Genomic DNA, 24352 nt, shown 5'->3' with positions numbered 1-24352 from the left:
GGAGAGTTCCGCCATGACTGCGTACCCGAATATGCTGGCCCCGCTGGATCTGGGCTTTACCACGTTGAAAAACCGCGTGCTGATGGGCTCGATGCATACGGGGCTTGAGGAGACCGGAGACTGGAACCGGGTGGCCGAGTTCTATGCCGACCGGGCGCGGGGCGGCGTGGCCCTGATGGTGACGGGCGGGATTGGTCCGAACCTTGAAGGCTCGGTCCTGCCGGGGGCTTCGATGATGGTGAGCGACAAGGATGTGGCGCACCATTCCATCGTGACGCAGCGCGTCCATGAAGCGGGCGGCAAGATCGCAATGCAGATCCTGCATGCGGGGCGCTATGCCTATGGGCCGAAATGCGTGGCCCCCAGCCCGGTGAAATCGCCGATCTCTCCGTTCCCGCCCACTGAGCTGGATGAAGAGGGCATCGAGAAGCAGATCAGCGATATCGTCAACGCCGCCGTACTGGCGCAAAAGGCGGGTTATGACGGGGTCGAGATTATGGGGTCGGAAGGGTACTTCCTGAACCAGTTCCTTGTGACCCATACCAACAAGCGCACCGACCGCTGGGGCGGGTCTTATGAGAACCGGATGCGTCTGCCGATCGAAGTTGTACGCCGCACGCGCGAGGCGGTGGGCACCGACTTCATCATCATCTACCGGCTGTCGATGATCGATCTGGTCCCCAACGGCTCGACCCATGACGAGGTGGTGCAACTGGCGCAGGAGATCGAAAAGGCCGGGGCCACGATCATCAATACCGGCATTGGCTGGCACGAGGCGCGGATCCCTACCATCGCCACCAGCGTGCCGCGCGCGGCCTTTGCCTGGGTGACCAAGAAGCTGATGGGCAAGGTGGGGATACCGGTGATCACATCGAACCGGATCAACACGCCCGAGGTGGCCGAAGAGGTTCTTTCGACCGGCTGCGCCGACATGGTCTCGCTGGCCCGCCCGATGCTGGCGGATGCAGATTTCGTCAACAAGGCGATGGCAGATCAGGCGGCAAAGATCGCGCCTTGCATTGCCTGCAATCAGGCCTGTCTGGATCACACGTTCAGTGGCAAGCTGACCTCATGCCTCGTGAACCCGCGCGCCTGTCATGAGACGGAGCTGGTGATTGAACCGGCAAAAACGCGCAAATCCATTGCCATTGTGGGTGCAGGCCCTGCCGGTCTGTCGACCGCAATGATCGCGGCCCAGCGCGGTCACGATGTTACCCTGTTCGACCGCGCTGATGAGGTCGGCGGGCAGCTGAACATGGCCAAGCAGGTGCCGGGGAAAGAAGAATTCTGGGGTCTTGTCGACTGGTACCGTACCATGATGGATGATCTGGGCGTGACTGTCGAACTGAACCGCGAGGTAGGCGCAGATGACCTGACCGGCTTTGACGAGGTGGTCATCGCCACCGGTGTCAGCCCGCGTGATCCGCAGATACCGGGGCAGGATCGGGACAACGTGCTAAGTTACATCGACGTGCTGCGCGGCAAGGCCGAGGTTGGCAAGTCTGCTGCCGTGATCGGGGCCGGTGGCATCGGCTTTGATGTGTCCGAGTTCCTGCTGGAAGAGGGCCACAGCGCCACGACCGACCTGCCAATGTGGATGAAGGAATGGGGCGTGACGGACCCGGCTGAGCACCGTGCAGGGTTGGCGCCCGAGGGGCCGCAACCCAGCGCCCCCGCACGTCAGGTCACCCTGTTGCAGCGCAAGAAACAGGCGCATGGCAAGGGTTTGGGCAAAACCACTGGCTGGATTCACCGGGCAACGCTGAAGATGAAGAACGTCAATTTCGTGGGTAGCGTGAATTATGAACGCATCGACGATGACGGCCTGCATGTCAGCTTTGGCGAAGAGCGCGCAGACCCGACGGTGATCGCGGCCGATACCATTGTGTTATGTGCCGGTCAGGTGTCCGAACGGTCACTGGCGGACGCGCTGATCGAGCGGGGCATCACCCCCCATGTGATCGGGGGTGCGGATGTCGCCGCCGAGCTGGACGCCAAGCGCGCGATCAATCAGGGCACGCGGCTGGCGGCGAAGTTCTGATCGCCCCGGTTTAGCGTTTCCTAGTCGGACAGCGCGAGTTTTGCACCCAGTGCGCCAAAGGCCGTTGCAAAACTCCGCCTGATCCACTTCATCACCGTTGGACGGCGGATCACATAGTCGCGGGCCAGTGCTGCGCAGCCCCCGTATCCGACGAAGACAACAAAGGTCATGGCCATAAAGGCCAGGGCCAGCTGGATCAGCGCACCCCCTGCGTTCGCCGTGTCGGCTGGCAGGAACTGCGGCAGAAACGCCAGAAAGAACAGCGACAGCTTAGGGTTCAGCACGTTGATGAGCGTTCCCGTGATGGCAATCTTGAAACTGCTTTTCGCGGTCTTGTCGGCGGTGACATCCAAGGCGCCGCCACTCCTGAGGATGCCCCACGCCATGTAGAAAAGGTAAATGACACCAAGGTATTTCACGAGCTGAAACGCCACGGCACTGGTGTGCAGCAATGCGGCAAGCCCGACGATACTGGCCACGGCAGCGGGAACGATTCCCACTGTGCATCCGACCGCGGCGGCAACGCTGGCCCGGAAACCGCGGCCAAGGCCAACGGCCAGTGTGTAGATGACACCGGTGCCTGGCAGCAGCACGACGATCATGGATGTGATGAAGAATTCCAGTGACATTCAAACCCCCTGCAAATGCGCGCAGGGTCGCGAACATCCGCGAAGATGTAAATAGCGATCGGTCCGGGAACAGGGGTTGCGGCCCGGTGTCGCCGCTGGGCGTGGTGGTGAAACTTGGCTTTGAAAAGGGTTTTCGGGGTACCGTGCCCCCGGCCAAAAGACCGACAAGGACGGAGACGGAGAAAACGGATTTCCTGACCCCCTCTGTCGTCACAAAAATGCCATTCTAAGATGAACAGAAACGAAGGATTGCGCGGAAAATGCAGTATCGCAGGGTTCGGGGCCGGTTTGGAAACCACTGTTTCTGCGTTTCTCATACGCAAACGATCCGATTCAAATCCCTGATATTATCCCATGTATGCCCCGATTCCGCCCAGATTCAGAGCGATAGTCGGGTTGGAAATCAAGATCTGGGGAACGAGAATGGACCGACTGACCGAAATGGAAGCCTTCGCCAACGTGGTGGACCAGGGTGGCTTCACCGATGCGGCCAAGAAGATGGGCATCTCCAAATCGGCCGTGTCCAAACACGTCTCGAGCCTCGAAGCGCGTCTGGGAGCCCGGCTGCTGAACCGCACCACGCGCCGGGTGTCGCCGACAGAAATCGGCCTGGCCTATTATGACCGCGCGCGTCGCGTTCTGAATGATGCGGGTGAAGCGGATTCGCTGGTCACATCGATGCAATCGGCCCCGTCCGGACTGCTGCGCATCAGTGTTGCCACGGATTTCGGCGTCAATCACCTGTCGCCTGTCCTGTCCGATTTCCTGGCCGTCTACCCCGACATCACCGTGAACATGGTTCTGAACAACCGCTATGTCGAACTGATTTCCGAAGGATTTGATGTGGCCGTGCGCATCGGTGAGCTGGAAGACAGCACGTTGCGCGCCCGCAAGCTGACCGAAACGGTCAAACGCATGGTCGCCGCGCCCAGCTATATCGAACGGTTCGGGCGCCCGCAGAAGATCGACGATCTGAACGAACACAAGTTGCTGCACTATTCCAGCCAGTCGTCAGGCAATGTCTGGAAACTGACCGCACCGTCTGGCGAGAAGCGTCAGGTGCGCACCGCGGGTTGGCTGAGCGTGAATGACGGCCAGTCGCTGCTGAACGCGGCCATCTCGGGGCTGGGGATCGCGTATCTGCCCAGCTACCTTTATGCCGAAGCGTTGAAATCGGGGCGGGTTGTCGATGCCATGCCGTCCCTGCCGGACGAGGTACAGGGCATTTACGCCGTTTATCCGCCCGGCCGCTTCACACAACCCAAAGTACGGGCCTTCATCGATTTTCTGGTCGATGCATTCGAAGACAAAAGCCCGATGGATTGGTAGTTTCTCCCTGAAGACCAACCTCTGGCCCGCATGTCAAAGTGCGGGCCTTTTTTTATGAACCGATCACCGTCAGTCCGATGGATCGCGCGGAAGAGCGTAGGCTTTCCATCAATACGTTCTGGCCCGGCGGCGGCGTTTCGGCATTGCGCGCCAGCAATGCGATATCGCGATTGGCATTGGGAATGGACAGCGGGCGCAGCCGTACTTCGTCGCGGTAAATGCCCTGTCTGCGGGCAAACAGATCCGGCAGTACCGCAACCCCAACCCCCGAGGCCGCCATCAAGACAATGGAATCAAGCGTTGTGCCTTCATATTCGTCCGAAACCACGCCACCGCACTCGGCTGCCAGCGCATAGACGATACGCGACAGGCGGTGGCTTTGGTCAAGGGTCAGGAACAGCCGGTTCTGCAAGTCGGCCGCTCTGACGCCCTGTGGGTCTTGTGCCAGAACGTCGTCAACGGCCACCGCGACCCAGAGGGGTTCGTTGAACAAACGGTGCTGCACGGTATTGGGGTGATCTTCGGGCGTTGACAGGATCAGATCAAACCGACCGGATTTCAGACCCTGTTCCAGATCGCGGGTGTTTTCCTCGCGCACGACAATGCGCAACCCCGGGCGCAGGCGGTGCACCTCTTTGATGGCTTGCGGCAGCAGGTACGGCCCGATCGAAGGCAAAACGCCCAGTCGCAACCTTCCTCCGACAGGCATATCGTTGGTCATGGCGTGGCGCAGATCCTTGACCTCGGCAAGGATCTTTTGCGCGCGCGAGATGAACTCTTCCCCCTTTGTGGTCACCTGAATTCCACCACGGTTGCGGTCAAAGATCCGAACGCCAAGCTCTTGTTCTACGGTTGCAATTTGCGCCGACAGGCTGGGTTGACTGACATTCAGCACCTCGGCGGCCAAACTGAACCGCCCGAGGCGGCTGACCGTGACGATGTATTCCAATTGGCGCAGGGTTGGACGCATTTCATAGCCTGAAACTATATTAAACTTATAAAGATAGTATTTGGCGAAATCAATTTTGCAAGGCACCTAGCCCTGAAACGAGGGATCAGGAGACAAGTATGCCCGGAGTGATCGAGACGCTGTCCAGCAACCTGCTGGTGCCCACCATATTGTTTTTTGCCCTAGGGCTTCTGGCCGCTTTTGTGCGCAGCGATTTGTCTATCCCGGGGGGCGCGGCCAAGTTCATGTCGCTTTACCTGCTGCTGGCCATCGGGTTCAAAGGCGGTGCCAGCCTTGCCGCGCATGGCATCCACCTGCAACTGTTCCTGACCCTGCTGGGCGGCGTGGCCCTGTCCTTTACCATCCCCTTCGTGGCCTTTGCCCTGCTGAGGGTTATGACACGGCTGGATGCGTTGAATGCAGCGGCGGTCGCGGGGCATTACGGCTCGATTTCGATTGTCACCTTTGTCACCGCCACCAGCCTGCTGGATCTGGTGGGATTGACCCATGACGGGTACATGGTGGCGGTTGCGGCAGCGATGGAGGTGCCGGCCATTCTGTCGGCGCTGTGGCTGGCGCACAAGACCGGCGGCAATGGCGTCAAGGATGACAAGCTGTGGCGTGATCTACTGGCCAATGGGTCAATCGTGCTGCTGACCGGGGCGTTCCTGATCGGGGCCATTACCGGGGGTGAAGGCATGCAGATGATCGCGCCTTTCATCGTCACGCCCTTCACTGGCATCCTGTGCCTGTTCCTGCTGGATATGGGGCTTTCGGCGGGGCGCAGCCTGATCAGCAATCGCGACAAACTGTCGGTTGGCCTGTTCGCATTTGGCGTATTGATGCCCCTGATCGGCGCGCTGATGGCCTGGGCCGTCGGTGCGGTGATCGGATTGCCGCAAGGCAGCCTGTTCCTATTCATGGTGCTGTCGGCCTCGGCGTCTTATATCGCGGTTCCGGCCGCCATGAAAATTGCACTGCCAAAGGCCGAGGCCGGGATTTATCTGACCCTGTCGCTGGGTGTGTCGTTTCCGTTCAACATCACGGTCGGATTGCCGCTGTACCTGTGGTGGGTCAATTGACGAGCAAGACCGCCTCGACCCGGCGGTTCAGCTCGCGCCCTTCGGGGGTTGCGTTCGAGGTAAGCGGGGACAGATAGCCGACGCCCTGCGCCTCGATCCGGTCAGCGGCCACGCCATGCGCATCAATCAGACGGGTGCGGACCGACTCGGCCCGACCTTTGCTGACCGCGATATTGGCCTGCAACGCGCCGGTGTCATCGGTATGCCCCACCAGCGCCAGTCGCATCTTGGGATTTTCGGCCAGATACCCTGCTAGCAGGGTCAGAGAGGCGTATGTCCCCTCGTCCAGCGCAACCTCACCGGTTGGAAAATGCAGATCGTCCAGTATCACGTGACCCGATGTTGCCAGCGCCTCAAGCAGTCCGCCCGACCCCTCGACAGCCTGTTCGATCACGACCGGAACAGGGTCTGGTGCATTCTGGGGTGTCACACGGATCATCTGGACATACCCGTCCGGGGGGTTGCGGCTGACCAGCAGGCTGAGGGCAACAGGCCCCTTGGTGGCCGACAGGAAACGGTAATCCTGAATGGCGACATACATGTCCGGGGTCGGAACGACCTCGGTGCCAAAGCGGAAATCGAAGCCGCCACAGGCGCGGGCATCACATTCGAACAGAATCTTGTAGCCCTGTGCCTCGATCTGGTCGCGCAGCGGGGTCAGAAGCTGAAGGGTTGTGCTTGAGCCCGCCTGAAGCCGCCACGTGTAGCGTTCAACCCGGCCTTCGAGGGTGTCAGCAGGCACCGCGCCATTCGCATAAGGCCCCGTTGGCAGGTCATAGCTGTCCAGTGGCGAGGTACGGTCGCTGATCTGGCGGGCGCTGGCTGGCAAGGTCAGGTCCTGCGCCAGAACCGGCCCCGCCAGCAGCGTGGCAATGAGGGCGGCTGATCGGATCATCGAAACTGCGCGTGATACTCGGGGTTGGGTACCATTGCCGTGGCACTGGCCACCCGGTTGGACATGTTGAAGAACCCGGCAACATTGGCGATGTCCCAGATGTCGCGGTCGGAAAAGCCTGCGTCGCGCAGACGCTGGCGGTCGGGCTCTTCGATCTCGGCGCTGGCGGTTGTCATTTTGGCGGCAAAGTCCAGCATTGCGCGCTGCCGGGGCTCGATCGGGGCAACACGGTAGTTCATCACCAGCATCTCGCCCAGTTGCGGGTTGCCCGAAAGCTGCCGGACCGCCGCGCCGTGTGCGACCAGACAGTAGAAGCACTTGTTGATCGACGATACGACCACGGCAATCATCTCGCGCTCCAGCTTGGACAGGCCGCTGTTGGCCAGCATCAGATCATTATACATCGCCGTGAACGTGTTCAGCTTGTCGATATCGAAGGCGTTTGCCTTTAGCACATTTGGCACCATGCCCAGCTTTTCGACACAGATATCGAAATATTTCTGCGTTTCCGGCGGCAGTGGATCGACCATGGGCAGGTTCAGCGCGGTGGGCATGTCTTTCTGTGTCATGGCGACCCCTTTTGTTCAGACAAGGTGACGGTAATGGTATTCACTGGCGATCTCCATCCCGAGGGCGCAATAGAGACCGTTGGCACCTTCATTGGCCTTGGTGCAGATCACACTGAAGGTTTGAGCACCGTTGTCACCTGCCCAAATCGCCGCGGCGCGCATGGTCCACTGACCCAGCCCCTGACGGCGGTGCGCGGGCAGGATTTCAAGCGCATGCAGCATCGCGACATCGCCATGCATCGCCACGAAGGCTGCCCCGCTGGGTTGGTCGTTGTGGCGCAGCAGCAGACCGGTTTTGGGACCCTTCGCGCGCTCCATCACCGCCAGACGTTCGGGCCCGATCCCACCAGCCGCCCAGATTTCGCGCATGATTTCAAGCGGCTCCCAGACCGAAAACACCATGACCGGAGGGATCGGCTGATCGGTGAGGTGAGAGACGGGGCACGTATAGATGTTGACCGGATCAAGGATGTCATATCCCCGTTGCGCCAGCTTTGCATCCAGCGCCTCATCCCCCGGACGCAGGCAGAAGATGGATTTCTGCCCCATGGCCTGCATCGCGGCCTCGGCCGCGTCGATATCGGCATCACTGGCCGGGGCCAGCGCATTGGCTGCAGAAACACGCGAGCCGCCGCCCTGCCCTTCGCGCAGCTGAAACGGCCCCAGCCTGCGATACCGCGCGGCAGGCCATGTGCCGTCGACGATGTCCGCCCAGTCGCCGCTCAAAGCGCAAGCTCTTTCGCCAGACGGGTCATGGCCGCGTCAATCCGACTGCCATCGGTGCCGCGCACCACCACGTTGGCCCCGAAGGCCCCGTTGATCTGAAACGGATAGCAACCGATGGACAGATCGCTGAAATCCTCGGCCAGCGCGGACAGGTTTGCGGCGATATCGCCTTCGCCCCGGTCCACGCGCAGGGTTTGCGACAACAAGGGGCTGCCACCGGTCAGTGTGGGCAGGACGCTGGCGACCATGGCCTGAAACACCAGCGGCACCCCGGCCATCACATGCACGTTCTTCAGGGTGAAACCCGGCGCTGTCGAGACCGGATTGTCGATCAATGTCGCACCATCCGGGATACGCGCCATGCGCAGGCGGGCGGCGTTCAGTTCCAGCCCGGATTTGTCGTAATGCGCCTGCAACAGCGCGCGCGCGTCGTCGCGAATGTCAATCGGGGTGTCAAAGGCGCGCGCAATACAATCGGCGGTGATATCGTCGTGGGTCGGGCCGATGCCACCGCTGGTAAAGACGGTGTCGTGGCTGTCAGACAGCGCTTTGACCGCCGCTTCGATGGCGGGGGCGTCATCGCTGACGATGCGGACCTCTTTCAAATCGATGCCGTGTTTTGCCAGCTCCTGCGCCAGATAATGCATGTTTGCATCGCGGGTGCGGCCCGACAGGATTTCATCCCCGATCACCAGCATTGCTGCGGTTGGATTGGCCATGGCGCGGACTCCTCTTGATCGTCTTCAGGGGCAGGTATAGGCCCTGAGGCATGCGTTTTGGAACCCCTCTTGTCCCCGCCCGCCTGATCCGTCGCTACAAACGCTTTCTGGCCGATTGCCGTTTGGAAGATGGGCGCGAAGTGACCGCCCATTGCGCCAATCCGGGATCCATGATGGGGCTGGCCGAACCGGGCCAGTTGATCTGGCTTGAGCCCAATGACGACCCGAAGAAAAAGTTGAAATTCGGATGGCGGCTGGTGGATCATGAAAACGGGCATTTTACCGGCGTCGATACCTCGGTTCCGAACCGGGCGCTGCGGGCGGCGCTTGCGGCGCGCGAGATCCCCGAGTTGGCCGCTTATGACACTGTCCGGCCCGAGGTGAAATACGGGCAAAACAGCCGTATCGATTTCCTGCTGAGCGGCCCCGGCCTGCCAGATGCCTATATCGAGGTCAAAAGCGTGACGCTGTCCCGCCAGCCCGGTCTGGCCGAGTTCCCCGACAGCGTCACCGCGCGCGGCACCAAACATCTGGGCGAGCTGGCACAGATGGCGGCGCAGGGGCACCGGGCGATCATGCTGTACCTGGTGCAACGCACCGATTGCGACCGGTTCGCGCTGGCCGCGGATATCGACCCGGCCTATGCGGCGACGTTTGAGGTCGCGCAGGCGCAAGGGGTAGAGCGGATGATTTGCGGGACGCGGATTGCGCCGGATGGGGTTTGGGTTGACGTCAGTACCTTTCCAGTAATCAACCAGCATGACCCTGGCCTGCTGACGTAGCCCAAAATGCGCGCGATTGACTAAGGAGCACTGATTGAGACTGTTTGGCGCGCGTCTAAGACGCAGCAACCGCTTGTGCCATGAGTTTCAAATGCCTCATATCTGTACCGCAGCACCCTCCTATCACTGAAATTGACGGGTTGTTATGCACGACGTCCGCAATCTCTTGCCCAAGCACATGGGGGTCACCTTCGTCTAATTCCTCGGCCTCATCCAGTTCCGCATGAGAGCAACTTGATGCGTTTGCGACAACGCCTCTTAGTCTTGGATGGCGATTTAGCGCATCGGAAAAGTGGGTCGGATGGGCACAATTGACCATGAAGAACTGCGCAGCCGCATCCGTGGCGACATCGATTTGATCCAGCGCGTCTACAAGCTTTGTTCCATCAGCCAGACACCCGTCGGTTTCAACTACCAATGACATCACTATCGGTAGTCCCAAATCCTGCGCAGCCAGAATGCAGCCCGCTGCTTCGCTAGGTCTGTTGAACGTATAAGCTGTCACCAAGTCGACGCTGGTTTGTTTCAAAACGGCAAGCTGCGCACTGTGATACTGACGGGCATCATCGATCGACATGGCCGGAACGTCCGCATAGGGATCGTGGCGTGGGCCGACGCAGGCAGAAACCAAAACGTCATCTCGACCAGCGCTCTGACGCACGTCTTCCATTAACGCGACAGCATCCCGGTTTATTTCATCCAGTTGTTCGGCATCGTAACCCAGAGGAGCAGCCCGATCAGCATTGGCCATCCAAGTCGGTGCATCAAGTATACAACCCACTTCCATCTCGCCCGCCAACTGAACAAGCGCGTGCATCTGACCTGCCAGGACAGAACGGGTTTCTGGGTTCTCTAGCAATGGAAATGAGGCAAATCCCGGCAAATCTATGCCGTGGTTAAAGATCAGATCCGTGCCAGTTCCGGCAAAAACCAAATACTTTTTGTCTGTCTCGTACGGGAGCTGTCGTGGCACTTCAGTGCGCTCCTTTAGTTGTTGGAGTTCATCGCAACAATAACAGGGCAGAGGCTGTCTGTGAAATTTGCTGTGTAAACTGAACAAACGCCAATCCGTTATGCGTCAACGCAATGGTCGATGGGTCAAACCGGATTTGAAACCTAACTTCAGTTCAAGTTCTTGAACTCTCGTGGTTCTGCCCCATGTGCCGCCTGATACACTGCGCCCTCTGGTACTTTCTGCACAAGCAGCGTAAAAGAAGTGCCGCGCGTAACATTTGGAGCTTTGCGTCGATGAAAGAGCATCGTGGCCGCCTGACCAAGGACGGTATCCGCATCTATGAACAGGGTGATTTTGCCGGGATGCACGCGGCGGGCGCTCTGGCGGCGCGGATATTGGATGATATCGCCGCGCATGTCTTTCCCGGTCAGACCACGGGTGCGCTTGACGGGCTGATCACGCAGATGGTCGAGGATGCGGGCGCGACCTCGGCCACGATCGGCTATAAAGGATATGAGCACGCCAGCTGCATCAGTGTGAACCATGTGGTTTGCCACGGTATTCCCAGTGACAAGAAGCTGAAGGATGGCGATATCCTGAACATCGATGTGACCGTCATCGTGGATGGCTGGTTCGGTGACACCTCGCGCATGTATGTGGCGGGCAAACTGCCGCGCAAGGCCGAGCGTCTGATCCAGGTAACCCATGACGCACTGTTCAAGGGCATCGAGATGGTCAAGCCGGGCAACACGTTCGGCGATATCGGCCATGCCATTCAGGCCTATGTCGAAGCGCACCGGATGAGTGTTGTTCGCGACTTTTGCGGGCACGGTCTGGGCCGCGTGTTCCACGCGCCGCCGAATGTGCTGCATTATGGCCGCCCCGGCACAGGCGCGGTTCTTGAGGAAGGCATGTTCTTTACCATCGAGCCGATGGTCAATCTGGGCCGTCCCGAAACCAAGACACTGGCCGATGACTGGACCGCCGTGACCCGCGACAAGTCGCTGTCGGCACAGTTCGAGCATTCGGTGGGCGTAACGGCGGATGGGGTCGATATCTTTACCCTGTCGCCAGGCGGCAAGTTTCACCCGACCTATTCGTCCTGATCGGCGGCCTGTTCGCGCAGGAGTTTCAGCAGCATCGTCTCAGCCCCCCAAGGGGTAACCGCATCGTGGATGAACACCGGCGCGCGCAGGGGCTTGGGGTCAGGTTTCGCCATGACCTCGGCGTCGCGGGAGACTGTCCAGACAAAGGGTGTCAGAGCATGATCCATGGCTGCACCCTAGCACAGTTGGGAGTCAGAGTCCCAACAGCGGGTGCGCCTGTGACATATCCGTGATCACCTCGGCCCCAAGATCGGCCAGCCTGTCACCACCGCCATGCGGCGCGTAGGCCAGACAGCGCATATTGGCCCGGATTGCGGCCGTAACGCCATTGTGGCTGTCTTCGATGACCACAGGGGCCTGTGCGCCAAAATTCTCGGCCGCCAGTTGGAACATCTTTGGATCAGGCTTGCCGGTGCCAAGCACATGGGCCGAGAACATCACATCTTTGAACCGGTCCCAAAGCCCATTCTGGCCCAGCGTGATCTGCATCTTGTCCGGGCTGCCGTTTGAGGCCACGCAACAGGGGATGCCCCGCTGATCCAGCGCCGCAAGCAGGTCCTCGACACCCGGCACCAAAGGCACACCGGCGCGCAGGCGGTCGTAGGTTTCGGCATAGACCTGATCAATCCAGTCTTCGGGAAGATCAGCGCCCATCGCACGCGCCTTGTCGCGCACCCCGACCATGGTTCCGCCCACAAACAGGGACATGCATTCGGGCAAGGTCAGGTGCAGGCCATAGCCCGCCAGATTGTCCGCCAGCACCTGGTTCGAGATCACCTCGCTGTCGACCAGAACGCCATCGCAATCGAAAATGACCAGATCATGCACTTTGATCACCGTTCCGCATCAATGAAATATACGTGTCGCCATATTTGCGGCTGTCGTGCAACGTGAACCCGGCCGGAGCCTGCATCCGTGAGTTTTCTTCCCAAACCAGCAGCGCATCATCCGCGATCCAGCCATTGGACAGCGCGGCAATGGCTTTCTGACCCATGGCCTTGCCATAGGGCGGGTCCAGAAAGATCAGATCGTAGGGTGCGCCCGGATTTTCGCCCAACCGGGTTGCATCGCGGCGGATCAGGTCGGTGCGCCCGGCACTGCGGGTCAGGTCGATATTCTTGCGGATCAAACCCTGCGCCACGCGCCCGTCATCGACGAAGGTGACATGCGCCGCGCCGCGTGACAGTGCTTCGAGCCCGAGCGCCCCGGTGCCAGCAAACAGGTCCAACACGCGCAGGCCGTCGAAATCGATCTGATGGACCAGCACGTTGAACAGGCTTTCGCGCACCCGGTCGGTGGTCGGGCGCAGATGTGCGCCCGCATCGCCCTTGCCGATGGGGGTCAGGGCGCGACCGCGGAACTCTCCGGCGATGATCCTCATGCCTTGAGCAGCGGTTTAAGGTCTGCATCCGGGTCAGCCACGACGGCCGGGTCTGCCGTTTTTCCCATCTCGATCAGGCGCTTGCCAACCATATAGGCGCGCGGATCGTTCATCGCGTCGACCGCAATCAGCTTGTCGCCGTTGTAATACCAGAAGGATACGGTCTGCCCTTCGCCCTGCCGCGTCACCACGCGGTCATAGCCGGTGTTCAGGCCCGCGATCTGAAGCTTGACGTCATATTGATCCGACCAGAACCACGGGGTTGCCACATAGTCCTTGGCCGCGCCCAGCATGTTCTGGGCCACGATCTCGGCCTGATCAATGGCGTTGGGGACGCTTTCCAGACGGATGCGGCCTTCGCCATGGGGAAAGGAGGCGCAATCGCCAGCCGCCCAGATCGACGGGTCGGACGTGCGGCCATGGGCGTCGGTCCTGATGCCGTTATCCAATTCCAGCCCGGCCATCTCGGCCAGCTGGGTCGCGGGTGCAATGCCGACGCCAACCACTACAAAATCAACGTCCAACTTTGTGCCGTCGGTCAGAACCGCGCCGGTGACCTTGCCGTTTTCGCCGATCAGACGATCCAGCCCGACACCCTCGCGGATGTCAGCGCCGTATGCACTGTGCAACGCGCGGAAATAATCGCTGGTCTCGGGCGCTGCGACCCGTTGCAGGATACGGTCGGCCATTTCAATCAGAGTGACCTTGACGCCGCGCTTGGCGCAGACAGCGGCAGCTTCGAGCCCGATATACCCGCCGCCCACGATCAGCGCGCGGGCGCCTTCGGTCACTTTGGGCTCCATCTCGTCGATATGGGCCAGATCGCGCACCACATGCACACCGTCCAGATCGCCACCAATCGCGGCAGGCAGGCGGCGCGGGTCCGATCCGGTGGTCAGCGCCAGTTCGTCGTAAGAGATAACCTCATCCCCCAGGGTGACCGTTTTGGCCTTGGGGTCGATACCGGTGACGCGCTGACCCAAACGCAGGGTGATGTTGTTTTCCGTGTAAAAACTTTCGGGCCGCAGGAACAGACGCTCAAGCTCCATCTCGCCCAGCAGATAGGCTTTGGACAGGGGTGGGCGTTGATAGGGCAGATGCGGCTCGGCCCCGATCAGAGTGATCTCACCCGCAAACCCGTCCTTGCGCAGACGAGCCACCAAAGAGGCGCCTGCCTGCCCCGCGCCGATCACGACAATATGGTTCATGCTTTGCCTACCCCGTAGTTTTCAAGTGGTCACCGTGTTCAGACCACCTATATTGCGGCTAAGCACATTTCTGCAAATCCAAACGACAGGAGCTGAATAATGATTTCAACAGGAGATACCCTGCCCGAAGCAACGCTGATTCAGATGGGCGCGAACGGGCCGGAAGAGGTGCGGATTTCAGACAAGACCAAAGGCCGCAAGGTGGTGATCTTTGCCGTGCCGGGGGCTTATACCGGCACCTGCACGACCGCCCATGTGCCCAGTTTCATCCGCACGAAGAAACAGTTTGACGCCAAGGGCGTGGACGAGATCCTGTGCCTTTCGGTCAATGATCCGTTTGTGATGCAGGCGTGGGGGCAATCCACGGGCGCGACCGAGGCGGGGCTGACCATGGTGTCGGACGCAGCGGCAGAGTTCACCAAGGCCATCGGCATGGATTTCGACGCGCCGCCCGTGGGGCTTTTCGCGCGGTCCAAGCGGTACGCAATGCTGGTCGAGGATGGCACGGTCACGGTGCTGAATATGGAAGAAAACCCCGGCGCCTGCGAGATTTCCGCCGGTGAAGGCCTGTTGGATGTGATCTGATTTTGATCGGCCCTGGTCCGACCGGGGCCTTTCGCCGCCAATTTAACTTGAAGCACCGCCCCAGAGCGCGAATACTTGGCCTATTCATACGGGGAGTTTTTTCATGAAACTTAACGCGTTCTACCTATTACTGTCCGGCGCAGCCCTTTTGGCGGCCTGTGGACCGGCCCCAACCCCGCAACAGCAAGCTGCACGCCAGCACGAAATTGCCTGTCTGGGCGGAACGTTGGGCGGGGCGCTTATCGGGGGCGCGATCGGCAACCAGTTCGGTGGCGGATCGGGCAAGACGATCCTGACCGCAGCGGGCGCTGCCGCTGGCGGCATCGAAGGTCAGAGATTCGCGTGCTGAGGAGGTCGATATGAAACAGTTAAGCCTGGTGGTATTCATGGTGGCTTTGGCCGGTTCGGGTCACGCCGAAAGCGTGGCTGAACTGCACGAAAACGAGTTGAAGGCCATCGACGCCAACAATGACGGGTTCCTGTCCAAAGACGAGTTCGATGCTTTCTCGGATTATGCCTTTCAGGCAATAGACGAAGACAGGAACGGCACTTTGGGTCAGGCCGAGGCCAAACCGTTCATGGACATCAAACTGTTCCGCAACGCTGACCGAAACGGCGACAACGTAATCTCAAGACCTGAATTTGACACCCAGATGGGCGCGGATTTCCAGTCTGCGGATCAGGACGGGAATGGTCGGCTTGACTAACGACAGGAGCATGGGATGAACAAATGGCTTGGGGTGACAGCGCTGGCGCTGGTTGCGGCCTGTGACGTGCCGCAGGCCCCGTTGGTGGCAGGCCCAGACGGGCAGGCCCGCATTCAGATAAACCTGTCTGGCCTGACCTGCTATGAAAACAAGTGTCTGGATATCAACCCGGCCGCGCGCAGCGTGCGTCAGATCGGAAACAAGACCACGGGCATTCCAAGGGCGATTGACGTCAGCGACGGCACTGTCACGCCTGCCGAGTTCCGGCAGATGGGCACTGCCGCATCGCTGGCAGGCGGTGAAGGGTCAGGCCGCAACGATCGCTAGCACAGACTGTCCATCTTGCGGGCCAGCTTGGCATCCAGCGACGACAGGCCGCCCACGTCATGGGTGGACAAGACAACCTCGACCGTGCGGTAGACATTGAACCATTCGGGGTGATGGTTCCACTTCTCGGCCCAGATTGCCACCTGTGTCATCCAGCCGAAGGCATGGACAAAATTGTCGAAAATGAAGGTCTTGGTGATCGCATCGCGGCCTTCAACCATGGTCCAACCGTTTTTGAACAGCGGATCCAGCAGCGGGCCACGGGTTTCGGTCGACAAGAGTTCGGTCATTGCTGTTCCTCCGGGTTCGATTTCCTGAACGGGCCGTAATCCGTCAGAATCTCGATCTCTTCTTCCACTGCGTGGCCTTCGGCGTCCAGATATTTCTTGACCGCATCGGCAAAACCCGGATCGCCTACCCAATGCAAGCTATGCGTGCGTGTTGGCAGGTACCCTCGCGCCAGCTTGTGTTCACCCTGTGCGCCTGCCTCGACCCGGGCCAGACCTTGGGCAATGGCAAAGTCGATTGCCCTATAATAGCACAGTTCGAAATGCAGGCAGGCATGATGTTCGATGCAACCCCAATAACGCCCAAAAAGGGTTTCACGGCCGATATAGTTCAACGCACCCGCAATGGGAAATCCATTCCGTTCGGCCAGCACAAGGGCCATGTCATCTGCCATCGTATCCTGTGCAATATCAAAGAACCGCCGCGTCAGGTAGGGTGAGCCCCATTTGCGCGATCCGGTGTCCTGGTAGAACCGCCAGAACGCGTCCCAATGTTCGGGGCGCAGCTGGTCACCGGTCAGAGTGCGGATCTCACCACCAAAACCACAGGCCTGCGCACGTTCTTTCCGGATAGTCTTGCGCTTGCGCGACGACAGCGCGCTCAGAAAGCCGTCGAAATCCGAATAGTTATCGTTCAGCCAGTGAAACTGCTGCGATCGGCGCAGCATCAGACCCATCTGTTCGCCAGCCAATGCTTCATCCTCGGTACAGAAGGTCGCGTGAAGGGACGAAACCCGGTTGTCAGCCGCAAGCTGCACCGCCCCCTGAACCAGCGCCGACATACCGATCCGTTCATAGCCCGGACGCACCAGAAACCGCCGCCCGGTTGCCGGGGTGAACGGCACCGCGATTTGCAGTTTGGGGTAATACCGCCCGCCCGCGCTTTCATAGGCATGGGCCCAGCTGTGATCGAAGATGTATTCGCCCTGGCTGTGCGACTTGGCATACATCGGGGCCGCCGCGATCAGCATCCCGTCATGATAGGCCGTCAGGTATTGCGGCTGCCAGCCGGTGCCACGCCCTACCGAGCCGCTGTCTTCCAGCGCCAGCAAAAAGCGATGTGTGGTAAAGGGATCAAGCGGCCGCCCGCCATCGGCAGCTTCGGGGCAGGCGCAGGCATCCCACTCTGCCGCTGCAATCTGCGACAGAGCGCCCAGTACCTGAACCTCGATCTGTGCCTGATCCATATGTCCTCCGCGCCTGTCTTTTATCTGTGACCGCACGAAGGGGGTTCAAGTCGAATGCGCAGCCAAATAGCTTTCGAAGGTCACATTGTCGGCAACCTTGCGGGCTTCTGCCTCTTGTTCGGGCGACCGGATCGTCCAGCACAGGATCGGCACGCCCCGCGCCTTGAGTTCCGCGACGCGGGGGCGCGACAGGTCTGCGGCTTCGTGGCTGATGAAACTGGCGCCGACACGGTCGAAATCCGGGATATCGCGCAAGTGATCGCAGACGCTTTGCGGCAAAAGCTCGACACTGGGCTCATACGCGCAGGTCGTGATCCCGCGCGGCAGATGCGGGGCCAGCCGCGCCAGTTCAGCGACCGAGTTGGGATTGAAGGACATCAGGGCCACCGGGCCTTTGTAGCCCTGCAACGCGCGTACGGTGTCGCGTTCAAGCGCGCCCACTTTCGTGCCCATCGCCCCGTCCTGATCCTTTAATTCGATCAGCAACGGCACCCGGCCCGCGACAATTTCCAGCACATCATCCAGTGTCGGAATGCCATCATCCCCATGCAGAAGCGGCGTACCAGAGGCGGCCAGTGCCGTGACCTGCTGAATGGGCCCCGACCGCCCGGTCAGGCGGGTCATGTCATAATCGTGAAAGACCATTGCCTGGTCATCCGATGTCAGTTGAAGATCGATCTCGATCCCGTAGCCAGCTTCAATCGCGGCACGAATGGCCGCCCGGCTGTTTTCCGGGCGGTTCTTGGTAATGTCGTGCAGCGCCCGATGCGCAAACGGGGCCTGCAAAAACACATCTGGTAGGGGCGGCGTCATTCGATTTCGAAAATGCCTTCGATCTCGACCGCGACACCCAGCGGAAGCGACGCCGCGCTGACGGCGGAACGCGAATGGCGACCGGCATCGCCCAGCACCTCGACCAGAAAATCGGACGCGCCGTTGATCACCTGCGGCTGTGCCGTGAATTCAGCGGTCGAGTTCACGAATCCGGTCAGCTTGATCACGCGGACCAGCTTTTCGATATCGCCGCCGCAAGCCGCCTTGACCTGTGCCAGCAGGTTGATCGCGCAGACACGCGCCGCCGCAGCCCCGGCTTCGACATCCAAGTCATCGCCCAGTTTTCCGGTGATCAGCTTATCAGTCTTCGAGATCTGGCCAGATACATAAAGGATGTTGCCGACACGCACGAAAGGCACATAGTTGGCCGCAGGCGCGGGCGCGTCTTCCAGCGTTACACCGAGGCTTTCCAGTTTGGCAGCGATGCTCATTGCGAGGGTCCTTCCCTAAATTCAACTCTGCGGGACGCTAACCGGGAAGCACGGATTGGGAAAGACGGAAACCGGTAAATTTCGGCCTTCCTGCGATCTGAGCGTATCTTTACTGAAAATTCACTGTTGATCGACGGTCACTTTACCCCACCGTGATGAACAGGTTACACGCAAGGTGTTTCATTTAAGACCTGAAACGACTATGTGACTGCAACTTGTGCCGCTCCGGCACGTGGATTTTGGTGGATTATTGATTGAATGTCCGGCAGGCGCATATGCCGGGCCATTTAGGAGAGACAAAGATCGTGTCGAGCAGATTTCGCCTGAAACACCTTGTTTTACTGTCGCTCATGGCCGTTGTGTCCGCCTGTGCAACCACGCCGCCCGAGGGTGCCTCGCGCAGTGACGTGTTTGACCCGTATGAAAATGCGAACCGGGGAATTCACAAGTTCAATCTGGGTGTTGACCGGTTTCTGTTCCGGCCGGCCTCGAAAGGCTATGTCAAAATCGTTCCTGACCCGATGGTCACCAGTTTCAGCACTTTTGCCGAAAACATCTCGCTGCCCGGTCAGGCTGTTGACTACCTGCTTCAGGGCAACCCGAAACAGATGGGCAACGCCCTGCTGCGCTTTGTGATCAACATGACCGTTGGTGGCTTTGGCCTGTCTTCGCCCGCTGATGAGCTGAACCTGCCACCGGTGGACACGGATTTCGGTGAGACCCTGCATGTCTGGGGAGTGGGTGAAGGCGCTTATATCGAGCTGCCATTCTATGGCCCGTCGACCCAAAGGGATGCGATTGGGGTTGTGGTCAACCTGTTCTCGAACCCGATCAATTTCAGCCCGACCCGCCCCACCGACAACCTTGGCGTCTACGCCGAGATCGTACGGCGCATGGGAGATCGGGGCCGGTTCTCGGACACTGTCGATTCCATTCTTTACGAAAGTGCTGACAGCTATGCGCAGGCCCGCCTGATCTATTTGCAAAACCGCCGCTTCGAACTGGCAAGAGATGACGAAGACGCCTATCTGGACTTGTATTCTGACCCCTATGCCGAAACCGGAACGGACCCGGTCAGGGACCCCTATCTTGACCCCTACGAGGACCCCTATGCCGAATAACGCGTTGAACCGCCGTCATTTTATCGCAGCCGGGCTGGCGCTGGCAGTGCTACCCGTACCTGCCTTTTCCCAGACCGAGGCCGCCGCCAAGGCGCTTGTGACCAGCGTGGTTACCGACATCAACCGGGTGATCGAGTCGGGCAAGTCCGAAAAAGCGATGCTGCGCGATTTCGAAAAGATCTTCGCTCAATATGCCGACGTGCCGATCATGGCGCGCTATGCGCTGGGTGCGGATGCCCGCTCAGCCAGCCCGACCCAGCTGAAACAGTTCACCGCTGCATTTCAGGGTTATATCTCGCGCAAATACGGCCGCCGTTTCCGCGAGTTCATCGGCGGTGAGGTCGATGTTCGCAATGCCCGCAGGATCAAGGCCGGGTTCGAGGTTCGCACGATGGTCAAGCTGCGCGGATCAGCCCCGTTCGATGTGACGTTCCTTGTTTCCGACAAATCCGGCCGCGACAAGTTCTACAACATGTTCATCGAAGGCGTGAATCTGTTGCTGACCGAACGCACCGAGATTGGCGCAATGCTGGATGCCCGCAAAGGCAACCTGAACCAACTGATCACGGATCTGAAAAAGACGGGTTAAGCCGTTTCCGGCACAAAAGTGTGCCGGACAGCTCGTGTTTTTGGAAGTTCAAGAGGGTCGGGTCTGCCTGACCCTTTCTCATGATGCGCGTGCCTGACAGATTTACGGCATGTAGCTGCGAACCAACGCGCCTGCGATCAAAGCCCACCCGTCGGCGATTACGAAAAACGCCAGCTTGAACGGCAAAGACACGATGGCAGGTGGCACCATCATCATGCCCATCGACATAAGCACCGCCGCAACCACAAGATCGATGATCAGAAAGGGCAGGAAGATCAGGAACCCGATCTGAAAGGCACGCGCGATCTCGGACAGCATGAAAGAGGGCATCAACACCGATAACGGGGCCTGGGCAGACAGCTCGACCGCGTCACCGCCGGGGCGCAGGGCCGCCATTGCATAAAACGTATCTGAATCCAGCCGGTTCGCCATGAAGGTGCGAAACGGCTCTAACGCGCGTTCCAGCGCGGGCTCGACCGCCATGGTTTCTTCCATCATCGGGCGTATTCCCGCGGTCCAGGCCTCGGTGAACACCGGGTCCATGATGAAATAGGTCAGAAACAGCGCAAGACTGACCAAAAGCATATTCGGCGGCGATTGCTGCAGGCCGACACCCTGCCGCAGGATCGACAGAACGGTGATGAGAAACGGGAAACAGGTGATCATGATCGCCAGACCCGGAGCAACGCTGAGCACCGTGATCAACAGGATCAGCTGGATGGTGCGGGCCGAGATCGAACCGCCTTCGCCCAGCGACAGGGTTACATCCTGAGCCGCCGCCATCGACGGCAGGGACACCACTACAGCCAGACCCAGCCAGATCACATAGCGCATCAGACGATTCCGTTTTGCAGATCCGCAATCTCGGTCAGGCGCACGGCCAGTTGCCCAGCCTGATCGCCCTCCATCTCCTCAAGCACCCCGCGTGCCACCAGCTGATCCCCGACATAAAGGTCGACCGGGTCCTCGATCCGCTTGTCCAGGGTCAGCACCGCGTTCTCACCCATGTTCAGCAAGTCCCGGATCAACGGGCGGGCGCGGCCAACCGAAACGGTCACTTCAATCGGAACCGTTTCGAAAGGATTGGGTTTTTCGGTTTTCGGGAACTGGGTGTCATTCATTGGACAAAGCCTTTCTTGCCTCAAAGACGTATGCGTCAAATGCCTGTGCAATGGTGGACAGCAGGGCCGCGCAATCAATCTCGCGCCGGCTTGTGCCGACCTGCAATCGCGCCTGTCCGGGGGCCAGGCCAGGGTCTTCGATGACGCGCGGTGCGGAGTGCAAGGTCTGCGGCAGCAGGGATTGAACGGCTTGCGCGCACCCTTCCGGCACCATGATCTGCATCGGTTGTTCGATTTCCATGCGCGCCATCTCGCAAAGCTGTTCGACGATCCGGGCGGCCAGCCCGCGTTCGACCATGTCAGGCAATACGGTCTGAACCAGGCTTTCGAACATCGGTTCCAGAGACAATGTCATCCGGTTAAGCGCCTCGTGATAGGTGAAGGACATATCCTCGAGCGAACCCGCCAGTTCATCCGAAACGCGGCCGCGGTTCTGTTCCTGCGCCTGCGCGGCATCCTCCCAACCGGCGCCGTACCCGCTTTCGAACGCGGCAAGGCGTTGTTCCTCAAGCGTTTCCTCGTCCAGATACAGAACGGCTCCGGCGCTGGTCCGGGTGGTGAAATCCTCAAGCAGATGTGCGATGGACATCACACGCGCTCCTCACCTTCTTCAAGCCAACTGCGCAGGATCTCGACCGTTTCTTCCTGCTTGTCGCCAATCATTGCGCGCAACCGATCAACCGGATCCCCGGTGGCACTGACCCCAAGCGCGGGAACGGTCCCTTGTTGGGGCAGCGGCGTGAACTCTGCCGTTCCGTCGGCTGCAATTTCACCGGTCAGGACCGACGGGGCCGGTGCCCGTCCCTCCGCAGCTGGCAACAGCGCCGGGACCATCGCAGGTTTCATCAGGATCGGACGGATCACGAACAACGCCAGCACCAGCGACACCAGCGCCAGCGCGGCCATCTGGATCAGTGACATGGCGTCCAGATGGATGTTTTGCCAAAGCGACGAGGAAACCAGCGTGCCTTGCGGCGTGACCACTGGTAAATCCAATGATTTCAGCGTGATGACGTCCCCGCGCGCGGCGTCAAATCCCACAGCCGAGGCCACCAGCTCCTCAAGTGCGTCAAGTTCTGTTTGCGGCAGCGGCGTGAAGGATTCAGCGCCCGAAGCATCCAGCGCCCGCGTCCCGTTGACCAGAACGGCAACCGTCAGGCGTTTGATCGCACCGGGGGCGGTGTGCACTTCCAGCTCGGTTTCGGAAACCTCGTAATTCACCCGCTCACGTGTCTGGGTCGCGGTCGAATTCGATTCGTCCCCCCCCGCACCATCGCCGTCGGGCAGGTTTGAGGCCACCGTGACATCGGCTGACTGGTTGCGCGCGCTGTCGGAGCGTTCCTCGACATCCGTGCTGATCGCCACCCTGCCTTTGGGGTCAAAGCGCCGCTCACGCAGGGATTCTGTCCTGGTTTCAGTATCGACGCTGACCTCGACCACGGTATTTCCCGTGCCAACTCGCGCTTCGACCAGACGCAGAACCCGTTCCCGCAGCTGCCGCGCCTTGTCATCTGCCGTGTCGGCGGCCACGGCGGTGTCCTGCCCACCAATCACGGACCCGTTCGAATCGATCACTGTCACGCTTTCAGGCGACAGACCACTAACGGCAGAGGCGACAAGAAACCGGATGGCCTTGGCCTGATCGCTAGTGATATCGCCCCCCGAGGGCACCAGATAAACCGAAGCCGTCGGTGCGACGCTGCGCTGAAACGGATTGGCAGAGCCGTTGGCAATATGAACGCGGGCCTGGCTGACATGCGGGCTGCCCACGATTGTGCGCGCCAGTTCCCCCTCTTTCGCGCGCCAGTAGGCAGCATCGAACATTTGGGATGTGGTGCCGAAGCCGTTTAGCGAATCCAGCAGTTCATAGCCCTTGTTGCCGTTGGCCGGCAGACCTTCACTGGCCAAAGTCATCCGCAGCTCGTCCCGCTGTGCGCCCGAGACGTAAATTGATCCGCCCCGAATCTCGTAGGCCACGCCACGCTGGTCCAGCGCGCGCACGATATCCCCGGCGGCCCCGCTTTCCAGACCCGCGTAAAGCAGGGTCATCGACGGCGCTGTCGCAAGGCGCGACATTCCGAGGATCCCGAGAAACACCAGCACAACCGCACCGGCAACGACGATTTGTTTACGCCTGTCCAAACTTGCCCAGACAGTTCCGATCTGCTGCACGCTCACCTCCGACTCGCCGACATTCTGCCCGGCGCATCCTCTGTTTGGACGATTGCCCTTAACAATCGGTTAGTCCCTGCGAGGTTATGACAGGACAGATCACAGGAATGAGGACGTCATGACCGACGCAACGGCTGAACAGGCGGAAACCCCGGAAAAGAAGGGGAAAAAAGGAATGATCGTCGGGGTGATTCTGGCCATCGCCGGTGCCGCCGGTGGGTATTTCCTGACCTCGTCCGGGCTGCTGCCGCTGGGGAACAAGGCCGAGAAGGCGGAAAGCCATGACTTGGAAAAGGAAGAACCGGCCAAGGCATTGGCGGGTGTTGCCTTTCTCGATTTGCCGCCGGTGATCGTTTCGGTGAATTCCGGCGGCGCGCGGCATCTGAAGTTTCACGCACAGCTTGAGGTTAACGCCCCGTACATGACTGACGTGGAAAAAATGCGACCGCGAATCATGGATGTCCTGAACGGGTATCTGCGGGCCGTCGAATTAATGGATCTTGAGGATTCACTGGCGTTGATGCGCATCCGGGGCCACCTGCTACGCCGCATCGAGATTGTCGTTGGCGAAGGTCGCGTGCGCGACGTGCTGGTGATGGAATTTGTTCTGAACTAGGAGG

The 24352-nt window shown here is 60.0% G+C and carries 31 protein-coding genes; 12 read left to right on the top strand and 19 right to left on the bottom strand.

The annotated features are described in order from the left end of the window. Positions 1–13 precede the first annotated feature (13 nt). On the top strand, positions 14–2041 hold the full coding sequence (locus ACR3E2_RS13680) for an FAD-dependent oxidoreductase (RefSeq protein ID WP_480484579.1): 2028 nt from the start codon (positions 14–16) through the stop codon (positions 2039–2041). A gap of 20 nt (positions 2042–2061) precedes the next feature. Here ACR3E2_RS13680 and ACR3E2_RS13675 read toward each other — a convergent pair whose 3' ends face one another. Then, positions 2062–2670 carry a LysE family translocator gene (locus tag ACR3E2_RS13675; RefSeq protein ID WP_480484578.1) on the bottom strand — a complete coding sequence of 203 codons (609 nt, stop codon included), beginning with the start codon at positions 2668–2670 and terminating at the stop codon, positions 2062–2064. 423 nt (positions 2671–3093) lie between these two features. On the opposite strand from ACR3E2_RS13675, the gene ACR3E2_RS13670 reads away from it, so the two are divergent. Next, on the top strand, positions 3094–3999 hold the full coding sequence (locus ACR3E2_RS13670; protein WP_209505110.1) for a LysR family transcriptional regulator: 906 nt from the start codon (positions 3094–3096) through the stop codon (positions 3997–3999). A gap of 52 nt (positions 4000–4051) precedes the next feature. Here the strand turns inward: ACR3E2_RS13670 and ACR3E2_RS13665 are convergent, their stop codons facing one another. Next, complete coding sequence (locus ACR3E2_RS13665) at positions 4052–4969, bottom strand: LysR family transcriptional regulator (RefSeq protein ID WP_480484577.1); 918 nt, start codon at positions 4967–4969, stop codon at positions 4052–4054. A 98-nt stretch (positions 4970–5067) separates the two neighbouring features. Here ACR3E2_RS13665 and ACR3E2_RS13660 point away from each other — a divergent pair, with 98 nt between their 5' ends. After that, on the top strand, positions 5068–6030 hold the full coding sequence (locus ACR3E2_RS13660; protein WP_480484576.1) for a sodium-dependent bicarbonate transport family permease: 963 nt from the start codon (positions 5068–5070) through the stop codon (positions 6028–6030). Here the strand turns inward: ACR3E2_RS13660 and ACR3E2_RS13655 are convergent. From ACR3E2_RS13655 to ACR3E2_RS13640, 4 genes are read right to left on the bottom strand one after another with little or no spacing between them, the layout of a single operon-like run. Next, positions 6023–6925 (bottom strand): OmpA family protein, encoded by a 903-nt coding sequence (locus tag ACR3E2_RS13655; protein WP_480484575.1) that lies wholly within the window; start codon positions 6923–6925, stop codon positions 6023–6025. The two genes, ACR3E2_RS13660 and ACR3E2_RS13655, sit on opposite strands and share 8 nt — an antisense overlap. Then, positions 6922–7494: a peroxidase-related enzyme gene (locus ACR3E2_RS13650; RefSeq protein ID WP_480484574.1), complete on the bottom strand. Its 573-nt coding sequence runs from the start codon at positions 7492–7494 to the stop codon at positions 6922–6924. The genes ACR3E2_RS13655 and ACR3E2_RS13650 overlap by 4 nt, the downstream gene beginning before the upstream one ends. A gap of 15 nt (positions 7495–7509) precedes the next feature. Further along, positions 7510–8220, bottom strand: coding sequence for a GNAT family N-acetyltransferase (locus ACR3E2_RS13645; RefSeq protein ID WP_480484573.1), 711 nt, complete (start codon positions 8218–8220; stop codon positions 7510–7512). Continuing rightward, complete coding sequence (locus tag ACR3E2_RS13640) at positions 8217–8939, bottom strand: competence/damage-inducible protein A (RefSeq protein ID WP_209598437.1); 723 nt, start codon at positions 8937–8939, stop codon at positions 8217–8219. Before ACR3E2_RS13640 ends, ACR3E2_RS13645 begins: the two co-directional genes overlap by 4 nt. A 50-nt stretch (positions 8940–8989) precedes the next feature. Between ACR3E2_RS13640 and sfsA the strand changes: the two genes are divergently transcribed. Continuing rightward, entirely contained in the window at positions 8990–9721 is a 732-nt protein-coding gene (gene sfsA, locus ACR3E2_RS13635; RefSeq protein WP_480484572.1) for a DNA/RNA nuclease SfsA, read from the top strand. Positions 9722–9776: 55 nt separating this feature from the next. Here sfsA and ACR3E2_RS13630 read toward each other — a convergent pair whose 3' ends face one another. Further along, entirely contained in the window at positions 9777–10694 is a 918-nt protein-coding gene (locus tag ACR3E2_RS13630) for a homocysteine S-methyltransferase family protein (RefSeq protein ID WP_480484571.1), read from the bottom strand. Between the two features lie 275 nt (positions 10695–10969). Between ACR3E2_RS13630 and map the strand changes: the two genes are divergently transcribed. After that, on the top strand, positions 10970–11782 hold the full coding sequence (gene map, locus ACR3E2_RS13625) for a type I methionyl aminopeptidase (protein WP_480484570.1): 813 nt from the start codon (positions 10970–10972) through the stop codon (positions 11780–11782). On the opposite strand, the gene ACR3E2_RS13620 is transcribed toward map, so the two are convergent. The 4 genes from ACR3E2_RS13620 to ACR3E2_RS13605 are packed head-to-tail and all read right to left on the bottom strand — an operon-like array spanning position 11770 to position 14371. Further along, positions 11770–11949 carry a hypothetical protein gene (locus tag ACR3E2_RS13620; protein ID WP_267364635.1) on the bottom strand — a complete coding sequence of 60 codons (180 nt, stop codon included), beginning with the start codon at positions 11947–11949 and terminating at the stop codon, positions 11770–11772. The genes map and ACR3E2_RS13620 overlap by 13 nt on opposite strands. A 25-nt stretch (positions 11950–11974) precedes the next feature. Next, on the bottom strand, positions 11975–12610 hold the full coding sequence (locus tag ACR3E2_RS13615) for an HAD family hydrolase (protein WP_480484569.1): 636 nt from the start codon (positions 12608–12610) through the stop codon (positions 11975–11977). Then, a complete protein-coding gene (gene rsmD, locus ACR3E2_RS13610) occupies positions 12603–13163 on the bottom strand; it encodes a 16S rRNA (guanine(966)-N(2))-methyltransferase RsmD (protein WP_480484568.1) in 561 nt (186 codons plus the stop codon). Before rsmD ends, ACR3E2_RS13615 begins: the two co-directional genes overlap by 8 nt. Continuing rightward, the gene (locus ACR3E2_RS13605) at positions 13160–14371 is read right to left on the bottom strand and encodes an NAD(P)/FAD-dependent oxidoreductase (RefSeq protein ID WP_480484567.1); all 1212 of its coding nucleotides are present in this window, start codon (positions 14369–14371) and stop codon (positions 13160–13162) included. The genes rsmD and ACR3E2_RS13605 overlap by 4 nt, the downstream gene beginning before the upstream one ends. A gap of 99 nt (positions 14372–14470) precedes the next feature. Here ACR3E2_RS13605 and ACR3E2_RS13600 point away from each other — a divergent pair, with 99 nt between their 5' ends. The 4 genes from ACR3E2_RS13600 to ACR3E2_RS13585 all read left to right on the top strand — a co-directional run bounded on the left by ACR3E2_RS13600 (position 14471) and on the right by ACR3E2_RS13585 (position 15990). Beyond that, positions 14471–14956: a redoxin family protein gene (locus tag ACR3E2_RS13600; protein ID WP_480474293.1), complete on the top strand. Its 486-nt coding sequence runs from the start codon at positions 14471–14473 to the stop codon at positions 14954–14956. A gap of 103 nt (positions 14957–15059) precedes the next feature. Continuing rightward, complete coding sequence (locus ACR3E2_RS13595) at positions 15060–15305, top strand: glycine zipper 2TM domain-containing protein (protein ID WP_209598444.1); 246 nt, start codon at positions 15060–15062, stop codon at positions 15303–15305. A gap of 10 nt (positions 15306–15315) precedes the next feature. Then, complete coding sequence (locus ACR3E2_RS13590; RefSeq protein ID WP_480484566.1) at positions 15316–15663, top strand: EF-hand domain-containing protein; 348 nt, start codon at positions 15316–15318, stop codon at positions 15661–15663. Positions 15664–15678: 15 nt separating this feature from the next. Further along, entirely contained in the window at positions 15679–15990 is a 312-nt protein-coding gene (locus tag ACR3E2_RS13585; RefSeq protein ID WP_209505127.1) for a hypothetical protein, read from the top strand. Here the strand turns inward: ACR3E2_RS13585 and ACR3E2_RS13580 are convergent. From ACR3E2_RS13580 to ACR3E2_RS13565, 4 genes are read right to left on the bottom strand one after another with little or no spacing between them, the layout of a single operon-like run. Next, a complete protein-coding gene (locus tag ACR3E2_RS13580; RefSeq protein ID WP_209505128.1) occupies positions 15987–16280 on the bottom strand; it encodes a 4a-hydroxytetrahydrobiopterin dehydratase in 294 nt (97 codons plus the stop codon). The genes ACR3E2_RS13585 and ACR3E2_RS13580 overlap by 4 nt on opposite strands. Then, on the bottom strand, positions 16277–17464 hold the full coding sequence (locus ACR3E2_RS13575; RefSeq protein WP_480484565.1) for a GNAT family N-acetyltransferase: 1188 nt from the start codon (positions 17462–17464) through the stop codon (positions 16277–16279). Before ACR3E2_RS13575 ends, ACR3E2_RS13580 begins: the two co-directional genes overlap by 4 nt. A 45-nt stretch (positions 17465–17509) precedes the next feature. Continuing rightward, complete coding sequence (locus ACR3E2_RS13570) at positions 17510–18277, bottom strand: glycerophosphodiester phosphodiesterase family protein (protein WP_480484564.1); 768 nt, start codon at positions 18275–18277, stop codon at positions 17510–17512. Further along, a complete protein-coding gene (locus tag ACR3E2_RS13565; protein ID WP_480474299.1) occupies positions 18274–18729 on the bottom strand; it encodes a RidA family protein in 456 nt (151 codons plus the stop codon). The genes ACR3E2_RS13570 and ACR3E2_RS13565 overlap by 4 nt, the downstream gene beginning before the upstream one ends. Positions 18730–19079: 350 nt before the next feature. On the opposite strand from ACR3E2_RS13565, the gene ACR3E2_RS13560 reads away from it, so the two are divergent. Next, positions 19080–19850: an MlaA family lipoprotein gene (locus ACR3E2_RS13560; RefSeq protein WP_480484606.1), complete on the top strand. Its 771-nt coding sequence runs from the start codon at positions 19080–19082 to the stop codon at positions 19848–19850. Continuing rightward, on the top strand, positions 19840–20439 hold the full coding sequence (locus tag ACR3E2_RS13555; RefSeq protein ID WP_480484563.1) for an MlaC/ttg2D family ABC transporter substrate-binding protein: 600 nt from the start codon (positions 19840–19842) through the stop codon (positions 20437–20439). Before ACR3E2_RS13560 ends, ACR3E2_RS13555 begins: the two co-directional genes overlap by 11 nt. 102 nt (positions 20440–20541) lie before the next feature. Here ACR3E2_RS13555 and fliP read toward each other — a convergent pair whose 3' ends face one another. Genes fliP through fliF form a run of 4 tightly spaced genes read right to left on the bottom strand, consistent with a single transcriptional unit; the run spans position 20542 to position 23732 of the window. Continuing rightward, complete coding sequence (gene fliP / locus ACR3E2_RS13550; protein ID WP_480484562.1) at positions 20542–21273, bottom strand: flagellar type III secretion system pore protein FliP; 732 nt, start codon at positions 21271–21273, stop codon at positions 20542–20544. Then, a complete protein-coding gene (locus ACR3E2_RS13545; protein ID WP_480484561.1) occupies positions 21273–21560 on the bottom strand; it encodes a FliM/FliN family flagellar motor switch protein in 288 nt (95 codons plus the stop codon). Before ACR3E2_RS13545 ends, fliP begins: the two co-directional genes overlap by 1 nt. After that, positions 21553–22149, bottom strand: a complete 597-nt coding sequence (locus ACR3E2_RS13540; RefSeq protein WP_480484560.1) for a FliH/SctL family protein — start codon at positions 22147–22149, stop codon at positions 21553–21555. The genes ACR3E2_RS13545 and ACR3E2_RS13540 overlap by 8 nt, the downstream gene beginning before the upstream one ends. After that, positions 22149–23732 (bottom strand): flagellar basal-body MS-ring/collar protein FliF, encoded by a 1584-nt coding sequence (gene fliF, locus ACR3E2_RS13535; RefSeq protein ID WP_480484559.1) that lies wholly within the window; start codon positions 23730–23732, stop codon positions 22149–22151. The genes ACR3E2_RS13540 and fliF overlap by 1 nt, the downstream gene beginning before the upstream one ends. 118 nt (positions 23733–23850) lie before the next feature. Between fliF and ACR3E2_RS13530 the strand changes: the two genes are divergently transcribed. Next, complete coding sequence (locus ACR3E2_RS13530; protein ID WP_480484558.1) at positions 23851–24348, top strand: flagellar basal body-associated FliL family protein; 498 nt, start codon at positions 23851–23853, stop codon at positions 24346–24348. Positions 24349–24352 lie beyond the last annotated feature (4 nt).

It is taken from the genome of Ruegeria sp. AL7, from assembly GCF_056536105.1.
This window is presented reverse-complemented; position numbering and strand designations above follow the sequence as displayed.